Raw genomic sequence first — 9,478 nt, 5'->3', positions numbered from 1 at the left:
TCCTACGAGCATGACAATGGTTTCGTACGGGTCGTGCGGCGTGGTGAGGCGGTTTGGAAATACGAGCGTAATGAGCAAGGCGATGTCATCCGCAGGATTGATCCGGACAGCGACGCGACGGACTACAGCTACGACAAGCAAGGGCAACTGACCGGGGTCTGGTATCCCGACAACAGTTGTCATCGGCTGGTGTGGAATGAGCGTGGGCAGCTTGTTGAAGAACAGTTGCCCAATGGAAGCATCATGCGTTATCGCTATGACGATCTGGGCCGGCAATTGTCGCGTGAGGATGAGCTTGGCGCGCTGACTCAGTATCAATGGGACGCGGTAGGGCGCCTGCTGAAACTGACCCAATCCGACGGTACTTATCGGGAGTTCAGCTACAACCCTTACGGAAAAATCATCGCCGAACGCGATGAACTCGGCCACGTCACCCGCTACGAATACGCCGACGGCCTGCACCTGATCAGCCGCCGCATCAACGCCGACGGCACTCAGGTCAAGTATCGCTACGACAACGCCCGCCTTTTGCTAACTGAAATCGAAAACGAAGTTGGCGAAACCTATCAACTGGACTACCACCCCAACGGCCTGATCCGACAGGAAACCGGCTTCGACGGCCAACGCACCGCCTACGCCTACGACCTCAACGGCAACCTGCTGGAAAAGACCGAACACGGCGACGATGGCAGTCAGCTTATTACCCAATACGAGCGCGACCATGCCGGTCGTCTTGTAAGAAAAATCCTCCCCGATGGCAATACGGTCGACTACACCTACGACCGCCAAGGCAACCTCCTCAGCGTCGAAGACGGCCACTGGGCGCTGGCCTACGAGTACGACAAACAAAACCGTCTCACTGCTGAACATCAGGGCTGGGGCACCTTGCGCTATGGCTATGACGCCTGCGGCCAACTTCAGCATTTACGCCTGCCGGATAATAACCGTCTGACCTTCAACCACGACAAAGCCGGCCACTTGGCCACCGTCGAGCTAAATGGCTCACTGCTGACCTCCCACCTGTTCCATGCAGGTCGCGAACACCAACGCCAACAAGGCCAACTGCTCAGCCACTACCACTACGACGACCAAAACCGCCTGCACGCCCACGCCGTCACCCAGCAAGGAAACCACCTTTACCAACGCCAATACGACTACGACAAAGCCGGCAACCTCGCCCGCCTGATCGACACCCGCAAAGGCGAACACCGTTACCGCTACGACCCACTAAACCGCCTGACCCGCGCCGATCACTCGCAAGACGTACAGGAGCGTTTCGGCCACAACCCCGCCGGCAATTTGCTTATGCAAGACAGGCCGGGGCCGGACATCGTGGCGGGCAATCGCCTGATGATCCAAGGCGGTCACCATTACGACTATGACGCTTTTGGAAATCTAATAAGAGAACGGCGTGGCAAGGGTCATGCACTCGTCACCGAGTACCGCTACGACTGCCAGCACCGGCTGATCGGCCTCACCAAGCCCAACGGCCAAACCGCAAGCTATCGCTATGACCCGTTTGGTCGACGTATCAGCAAAACCATAGAAGAGAAAACCACAGAGTTCTTCTGGCAAGGCGACAAGCTGATCGCCGAACACCATGCGGAACGTCATCGCAGCTACCTCTACGAACCCGACAGCTTCCGCCCGCTGGCACTGCTGGAAGGCTTCGGGCCGGAAGAAACCACGCCCTACCACTACCAACTCGACCACCTCGGCACACCGCAGGAACTCACCACGCCCGACGGTGAAATCGTCTGGTCCGCGCACCACCGCGCCTACGGCGAAATCAGCCGCCTCGACGTCGGCAAAGTCGACAACCCTCTACGTTTCCAAGGCCAGTACTACGACCAAGAAAGCGGCCTGCACTACAACCGGCATCGCTACTACCATCCGGATATTGGTCGTTACCTGACGCCTGATCCGGTGAAGCTGGCGGGTGGGATCAATGCGTACCAGTACGTGCCCAACCCTACAGGCTGGTTAGACCCTCTAGGTCTGAACAATTGTCCAGGTGAAAACAAGTGCCAGCAGAATAGTCGTGAAGGTCCAGAGGCACTGCCGCAGGCTAATGAATACAGCACACCCACACCTAAGAGCCCAAATGCGCGACCTGATATTGGCTACCACAAGGAGACCTATGCCAGTAAACCTGTAAATCCGGAAGAAACCGTTCATAAATGGGAAGAGTTTTTGGGACCTCCCCCTCATACGAATACCAACCCACGAACAGGCAAACCTGATAAAGACAGAATTGTTTCCAGCGATGCAAAAAGAAGCATCCGTTACGGCGCTCATGAAATGAACAGCAAGCCAAGCAAGCATCATTATCATGAGGAAACATGGACACTTGAACTGAAGACCAACACGATGAATATAGACAATACTGTTGTACGGGTCCCATTAACGAAGAAGTGAAATGAAAATACGAACGACTGACGTTTTTTCCGTCCAAGACACTTTATGTGTGGAGTTCAGCTCGCTTTTTGGAAATGGCATAGCTTTCTGGCATGGCACCAAACCCAACATCGGTGATGTTTTGGATGTGGAATTAGAATTGGATGAAGTATTTTCCTGGAAGGAAAATATTGATCTTTCTTCTGACACAACGCCAAAAATCACCGTAAACGATGGCATACAGATAATAACTGGCGAGCTTATTAACGATACAGACGGCTGTGCAGTACTAAAGATAGGGGATTCAGTAATCCTCGTAGAGCTAGACCAGCCAGTGCCGCACGAGCTCGGCTTCGTTGATGTCAGAGCTACCGCCATTCATCTTTACCCAACTAATATCTAAAAAATTTTAGACGTTCAAACATCCAATCATCGGCTTGCCCCCTCGACAGTGAGCCGAATGACCAGCACAATCGGCTCACCATATGAGCCGAATAACCCCTACATTCGACTCAGTACCTAGGTACTTCTTCCATGGATCACCCCCGCTGGATCTGGCAACACCTCGACTGGCCCCATTTCCACTGGCAGCCCGGACGCTTGGCTGCTTTGCTGCGCGAATGCAGTCACTCCCAGGGCAAACTCCTGGGCATGCTCGGCTCCGCTGGTCAGGTAGCCAGCGCGCAGAACGAGCTGGACGCGCTGCTGCAAAACATCCTGACCTCCTCCGCTATTGAAGGCGAGCAACTGAATGTCGGCTCGGTGCGGTCCTCCCTGGCGCGACGGTTAGGCTTGGAGGCCACGACAGCCGGTCAGGTAAGCCGCCGTAGCGAAGGCCTCGCTGATCTGATGATGGATGCCACCGAGCAATTCGCCAAACCGTTCACCTATTCGCGCCTGATGCATTGGCACCATTTGCTGTTTCCAACTTCGCAAGCGAGCGTTTTCACGCGAGAGATAACTGTCGGGGGGCTGCGGGGGGATGAGCAGATGCAGGTAGTATCGGGCCGTCTTGACCGGCCTACCGTGCATTTTGAGGCGCCGCCACGCGCGGGGCTGAAGCAGGCGCTCGATGACTTTCTTGAGTGGTTCGAACTGAGCCGCAGTCAAGCGGAACTGGACCCCTTCATACGTGCCGGCGTTGCGCATTTCTGGTTTATCACGCTTCACCCGTTCGATGACGGCAATGGTCGCCTGACACGCGCCATCACTGACTTGGCCTTGGCCCAGGGCGACCATCACGCGATACGCTTTTATGCGATGTCAGCCAGTATCCTTGAGGACCGCCAGGGCTATTACAACGCATTGGAGTCCAGCCAAAAGGCCACGCTCGATATCACGGATTGGCTCGAGTGGTTTCTGAGAACGTTGTTGCGCAGCCTGCAAGAGGCAATGGCGCGGATAGATCGTGTGTTGAGCAAGACGCGATTCTGGGACCACCACCGCGGCGCTGCTTTGTCTACCGAACAGACCAAAGTGCTCAACCGCCTGCTCGACGGCGGTGAAAGGGGTTTCGAAAAGGGCATCAGCGCCGCGCAGTACCAGGCGGTGGCCAAGGTATCCAAGGCAACCGCCACGCGGCACCTGGCTGACCTGCTGGAAAAAAACTGCCTGATCCGTCTGCCCGGAGGCGGTCGCAGCACGCGTTATCAGATTAATACTGCGGGCGAGTAAGCCCCCACTCATTTGCCCCAATCCCCCATGTCTGCTAGTGTCGCGCCGGTTTACCGTCTACCGGAATTGCCGCCATGGCCCGCAAAAAAGTTGCACTCGATTTCGAACAATCCCTCGCCGACCTGCAAACCCTGGTCGAGCGTCTGGAGAACGGCGAGTTGTCGCTGGAAGACTCGTTGACGGCATTTGAGCAAGGCATCGGCCTGACCCGTGACTGCCAGAGCGCGTTGGCGCAGGCTGAGCAAAAAGTGCAGGTGTTGCTTGAGCGCGATGGGGAGTTGGCCGAAGAACCTTTCGATGCGGAACAACCCGAATGATCGATGCGTATCAGGCCAGTAGCCAAGCCCGGGTAAATGCGGCGCTGGAGCCCTTGTTTGTTGCGCCGAGCCCGGAAATGAAGCGGCTTTACGAGGCCATGCGCTACAGCGTGATGAACGGTGGCAAGCGGGTGCGCCCGTTGCTGGCGTATGCCGCGTGTGAAGCGCTGGGTGCGCCAGCCGAGCAGGCCAATGGCGCGGCCTGTGCGGTAGAACTGATTCACGCCTATTCCCTGGTACATGACGATCTGCCGGCGATGGACGACGACGATCTGCGTCGCGGCCAGCCGACCACCCATAAAGCCTTTGATGAAGCCTATGCGATCCTGGCCGGTGATGGCCTGCAGAGCCTGGCGTTCAGCGCATTGCTGGACCCGGCGCTGAGCAGCGTCAACGCCGAGACCCGCCTGCGCATGGTCACCGCCCTGGCCCTGGCCGCAGGCCCGGCCGGGATGGTCGGCGGGCAGGCGATCGACATGGGTTCGGTCAGCCTCAAGCTGGATCAGCAAGCCCTGGAACACATGCATCGTCACAAGACCGGCGCGCTGATCGAAGCTGCCGTGCAACTGGGCGCCCTGGCCAGTGGCCGGGCTGAAGCGGCGCAATTGGCGGCGCTGCAAACCTATTCACGGGCTGTCGGCCTGGCCTTCCAGGTGCAGGACGATATCCTCGACGTGGAAAGCGACACCGCCACCCTCGGCAAACGCCAGGGCGCCGATATCGCGCGGGACAAGCCGACCTATCCTGCGCTGCTCGGGCTTGCGGCCGCCAAGGCCTACGCCCTGGAGCTGCGCGATCAAGCCCTGGACGCCCTGCGACCTTTCGACGCGGCGGCTGAGCCGTTGCGTGATCTGGCGCGGTATATCGTCGAACGTCGCCACTGACAGCTGCGGCCATAAGCGCCGCAAATCGGCCAAGTTCGCCCCTCTGCGTGGGCAGTTTGCAATGCTTGAGGTAAACTGCCGCCTCTTCTATACCTATAACGATTCGCCTGATGCCCACGACGTTCCAAGAGATTCCCCGCAAGCGCCCGTCCACGCCCCTGCTCGACCGCGCTGCCACGCCGGACGGCCTGCGTCGACTGGGTGAAGCCGAGCTGGAAACCCTGGCCGATGAACTGCGCCTGGAATTGCTCTACACGGTCGGCCAGACCGGTGGGCATTTCGGTGCCGGGCTGGGCGTGATCGAGCTGACCATCGCCCTGCACTACGTATTCGACACCCCGGACGACCGGCTGGTGTGGGACGTGGGCCACCAGGCGTATCCGCATAAAATCCTTACCGGCCGTCGCGAGCGCATGGCCAGCCTGCGCCAGAAGGACGGTATCGCCGCCTTTCCACGGCGTTCGGAGAGCGAGTACGACACCTTTGGCGTCGGCCATTCCAGCACCTCCATCAGTGCAGCGCTGGGCATGGCGATTGCCGCCCGCCTGCAAGGCAGTGAGCGCAAGGCGATCGCAGTGATCGGTGATGGCGCGCTGACCGCGGGCATGGCCTTCGAAGCGCTGAACCATGCGCCGGAAGTGGATGCCAACATGTTGGTGATCCTCAACGACAACGACATGTCGATTTCGCGCAATGTCGGTGGTTTATCCAATTACCTGGCGAAAATCCTCTCCAGCCGCACCTACGCCAGCATGCGCGAAGGCAGCAAGAAAGTGCTGTCGCGTCTGCCCGGCGCGTGGGAAATTGCCCGTCGCACCGAAGAATATGCCAAGGGCATGCTGGTGCCCGGCACCTTGTTCGAAGAATTGGGCTGGAATTACATCGGCCCGATCGACGGCCACGACCTGCCCACCCTGATCGCCACGCTGCGCAATATGCGTGACCTCAAGGGCCCGCAGTTCCTGCATATCGTCACCAAGAAGGGCAAAGGCTTCGCCCCGGCGGAAGTCGACCCGATCGGTTACCACGCGATCACCAAGCTCGAGCCCCTGGACGCCCCCGCTGCTGCGCCGAAAAAGGCCAGCGGGCCGAAATATTCCGGCGTGTTTGGCGAATGGCTGTGCGACATGGCCGCCGCCGACCCGCGCCTGGTAGGCATTACCCCGGCGATGAAGGAAGGCTCCGACCTGGTGACCTTCAGCGAGCGTTTCCCGCTGCGCTATTTCGACGTGGCGATTGCCGAGCAGCACGCGGTGACGTTCGCCGCGGGCATGGCATGTGAAGGCGCCAAGCCGGTGGTCGCGATTTACTCGACCTTCCTGCAACGCGGTTATGACCAGTTGGTGCATGACGTGGCGGTGCAGAACCTCGACGTACTGTTCGCCATTGACCGCGCCGGCCTCGTCGGCGAAGACGGCCCGACGCATGCGGGCAGTTTCGACCTGTCCTACCTGCGCTGCATCCCCGGCATGCTGGTCATGACGCCGAGCGACGAGAACGAATTGCGCAAGATGCTCAGCACCGGCCACCTGTACAACGGCCCCGCCGCCGTGCGCTATCCGCGCGGCAATGGCCCGAATGCGGTGATCGAGAAAGACCTGGAGCCGATTGAAATCGGCAAGGGCCTCCTGCGTCGCCAGGGCAGCAATACGGCCTTCCTGGTGTTCGGCGTGCAACTGGCCGAAGCCTTGAAAGTCGCGGAGAAACTCGATGCCACCGTGGTCGACATGCGCTTCGTCAAACCACTGGATGAAGCCCTGGTGCGCGAGATTGCCGGTAGTCACGAACTGCTGGTGACGGTCGAAGAAAACGCCATCATGGGCGGCGCCGGTGCGGCGGTCAGTGAATTCCTGGCACGGGAGAATATCCTCAAGTCGGTGCTGCACCTGGGCTTGCCGGATATGTACGTCGAACACGCCAAGCCGGCGCAGATGCTGGCTGAATGCGGGTTGGATGAAGCCGGTATCGAGGCCTCGGTGCGCCAGCGTTTGGCGCTTCTGGCCCTGTAGAAACCGGGACTAAATGTGGAAGGGGGCTTGCCCCCGATAGCGGTGTATCAGTACCAGATGTTCTGACTGACACACTGCAATCGGGGGCAAGCCCCCTCCCACATTTTGATGTGTACACCCTTCAAACGCTATGGACAGCCCATGAAACGCCTGAGCCTTGCCCTGCTGCTGCTACCCTGCGCCGATCTGCTCGCCGACACCCGCGACCAGGCCTTGAAACTCTCCGACGTGGTCATCAGCGCCAACCGCCAGGTGCAGGCGCGCAATGACAGCAGCGCCGCCAACACCGTATTCACCCGCGCCGATATCGACCGCCTGCAGCCCGACAGCGTTACCGACCTGCTCAGCCGCGTGCCCGGGGTGCAAGTGGCGCCCACCGGTGGACGTGGCAGTCTGCCGGGCATCTACATTCGCGGTACAAAATCGGCGCAGAGTCTGGTGCTGGTGGACGGCCAGCGCATCGCCAATACCACCTCCGGCGACAGCGGTCTGCAATACCTCAACGTCGACCAGATTGAGCGCGTGGAAGTGCTGCGCGGCTCACGTTCGGTGATTTACGGCAGCGATGCGATCGGCGGGGTGATCCAGGTGTTTACCCGACGCAACGCCGAGCAAGGCTTGCAACCCCGGGTGAAGCTGGGCTTTGGCAGCCACCAGACCTGGGAGCGCAGCGTCGGCCTGTCGGGCGGCGATGAACAGACGCGCTTCAACCTGGGCGCCAGCCTGGATGAAACGGCCGGCATCAACTCGAGCCATCAGTCGTTTCCCAGCGACGGCGACCACGACGCCTACCGCAATCAGTCCCTGAGCCTGAACCTCAGCCACTCGTTCAGCGATGCGCTGGAACTGGGCTTCAACCTTTTGGATAACCGCGGCAAGTCGGAGTACGACAACAGCTTCGGTCGCTACGACTTCGCCACCGGGCAAAGCTTCGGCCAGAAACCCTACACCGATTACACCGTCAGCAGTGCCAGTGGCTATGTCGACGCCACCCTCAGCGAAGGCTGGCAGTCGCGCCTGGAGCTGGGCCACAGCGAAAACCGCGACACCAAGCGCGATACCCTCAGCGATGATTTCAGCGTGTTCAATACCTACCGCGACTCGGTCAACTGGCAGAACGACCTGACGCTGAACGAGCGCAACAGCCTGATCGTCGGTGGCGACTGGTACGAAGACCGCTTCCACGGTTCCACCGCGTTTACCGAAGACAGTCGCTGGAACCGTGCCGCCTTCGTGCAGCATCGCTTTCACGGTGAATGGTTTTCCACCGAACTGGGCCTGCGCCGCGACCAGAACCAGCAGTTCGGCGGCCAGAACAGCTGGAGCGGCACGCTGACAGTGCCGATCAACCCTGACAATGACGTGTTGCTCAGCTACAGCGAAGGCTTTCGCGCACCGACCTTCAACGATCTCTATTACCCCGGCACGCAGTACAGCAACCCCAACCTGCAGCCTGAGACGTCAAAAAGCTACGAGGTGCAATGGCGCAGCCAACTGGCGAACAGCACACGCCTGGAAGCCTCGCTGTACCGCACCGACCTGAGCGATGCGATCATCCTTGACGGTGGCAAGCCGCAGAACGTGGCATCGGCGCGAATCAATGGTGTTGAAGCAGCGCTCAAGCAGGAGTTGTTTGGCTGGCAAGGCAACCTGGGCGTGTCGTTGATCGACCCGCGTGACCGCGACAGCGGCCATACCCTGGCGCGCCGCGCACGGCGCACGTTGAACCTGGACCTGGATCGGCAGTTCGATAAGGTCGGTGTGGGCGCGAGCTGGCAGGCCATCAGCAGCAGCTACGATGACGAAGCCAATCGTAATCGCCTGGGCGGCTATGCCTTGCTGGGGCTGCGCAGCAGTTGGGCGTTGAACCGCGAGGTTTCGTTGTCGTTGAAGGTCGATAACGTGCTGGACAAGTCTTATGCGCGGGCGAAGTACAGCTACCTCGAGGGGTATCAGAATTATCGCGAAGCAGCCCGGACGTGGATGCTCGGGGTAACCTGGACACCCGAGATTTGAGTTGTCTGAACCGGCGTCATCGCAGCATAGCTGCCAACACAATTCCAGTCCCCCCAACCCTAACCACGATGCGAAGCGAGCCGCTCCTGATCTTGATCTGCTTTTGATCTTGATCTCAGGCGCCCCGTTAAACCACGCTGGCCGAACGCAGGCTTGAATCCGTGGGTAACCCGGCAGGACG

General features: G+C 59.6%; 7 protein-coding genes. All 7 read left to right on the top strand.

Annotated elements, in window-relative coordinates:
- The coding region (locus BFP96_RS24230) for an RHS repeat-associated core domain-containing protein (RefSeq protein ID WP_083216680.1) at positions 1 to 2,418 on the top strand (2,418 nt) is incomplete at its 5' end.
- A gap of 1 nt (position 2,419) precedes the next feature.
- Positions 2,420 to 2,800 carry a hypothetical protein gene (locus BFP96_RS24225; protein ID WP_065937156.1) on the top strand — a complete coding sequence of 127 codons (381 nt, stop codon included), beginning with the start codon at positions 2,420 to 2,422 and terminating at the stop codon, positions 2,798 to 2,800.
- Positions 2,801 to 2,931: 131 nt separating this feature from the next.
- Positions 2,932 to 4,071, top strand: coding sequence for a Fic family protein (locus BFP96_RS24220; RefSeq protein ID WP_065937155.1), 1,140 nt, complete (start codon positions 2,932 to 2,934; stop codon positions 4,069 to 4,071).
- Between the two features lie 74 nt (positions 4,072 to 4,145).
- Positions 4,146 to 4,388, top strand: a complete 243-nt coding sequence (locus BFP96_RS24215; RefSeq protein WP_003176346.1) for an exodeoxyribonuclease VII small subunit — start codon at positions 4,146 to 4,148, stop codon at positions 4,386 to 4,388.
- On the top strand, positions 4,385 to 5,272 hold the full coding sequence (gene ispA / locus BFP96_RS24210) for a (2E,6E)-farnesyl diphosphate synthase (protein ID WP_065893139.1): 888 nt from the start codon (positions 4,385 to 4,387) through the stop codon (positions 5,270 to 5,272). Before BFP96_RS24215 ends, ispA begins: the two co-directional genes overlap by 4 nt.
- Positions 5,273 to 5,382: 110 nt before the next feature.
- Positions 5,383 to 7,281: a 1-deoxy-D-xylulose-5-phosphate synthase gene (gene dxs, locus BFP96_RS24205; RefSeq protein ID WP_065937154.1), complete on the top strand. Its 1,899-nt coding sequence runs from the start codon at positions 5,383 to 5,385 to the stop codon at positions 7,279 to 7,281.
- A 141-nt stretch (positions 7,282 to 7,422) separates the two neighbouring features.
- Complete coding sequence (locus BFP96_RS24200; RefSeq protein ID WP_065937153.1) at positions 7,423 to 9,297, top strand: TonB-dependent receptor domain-containing protein; 1,875 nt, start codon at positions 7,423 to 7,425, stop codon at positions 9,295 to 9,297.
- The last annotated feature ends 181 nt before the right edge of the window (positions 9,298 to 9,478 follow it).

The sequence above is a fragment of the Pseudomonas sp. 34 E 7 genome (assembly GCF_900005715.1).
GTDB classification, from domain to species: domain Bacteria; phylum Pseudomonadota; class Gammaproteobacteria; order Pseudomonadales; family Pseudomonadaceae; genus Aquipseudomonas; species Aquipseudomonas orientalis_A.
The sequence above is the reverse complement of the archived record's forward strand: the minus strand, read 5'-3'. Positions and strand labels throughout refer to the sequence as shown.

Excerpts from the sequence above, each read along its gene's own strand:
- ispA (WP_065893139.1), top strand. The coding sequence starts at position 4,385 with ATGATCGATGCGTATCAGGCCAGTAGCCAAGCCCGGGTAAATGCGGCG.
- dxs (WP_065937154.1), top strand. The coding sequence starts at position 5,383 with ATGCCCACGACGTTCCAAGAGATTCCCCGCAAGCGCCCGTCCACGCCC.
- BFP96_RS24215 (WP_003176346.1), top strand. The coding sequence starts at position 4,146 with ATGGCCCGCAAAAAAGTTGCACTCGATTTCGAACAATCCCTCGCCGAC.
- BFP96_RS24200 (WP_065937153.1), top strand. The coding sequence starts at position 7,423 with ATGAAACGCCTGAGCCTTGCCCTGCTGCTGCTACCCTGCGCCGATCTG.
- BFP96_RS24225 (WP_065937156.1), top strand. The coding sequence starts at position 2,420 with ATGAAAATACGAACGACTGACGTTTTTTCCGTCCAAGACACTTTATGT.
- BFP96_RS24220 (WP_065937155.1), top strand. The coding sequence starts at position 2,932 with ATGGATCACCCCCGCTGGATCTGGCAACACCTCGACTGGCCCCATTTC.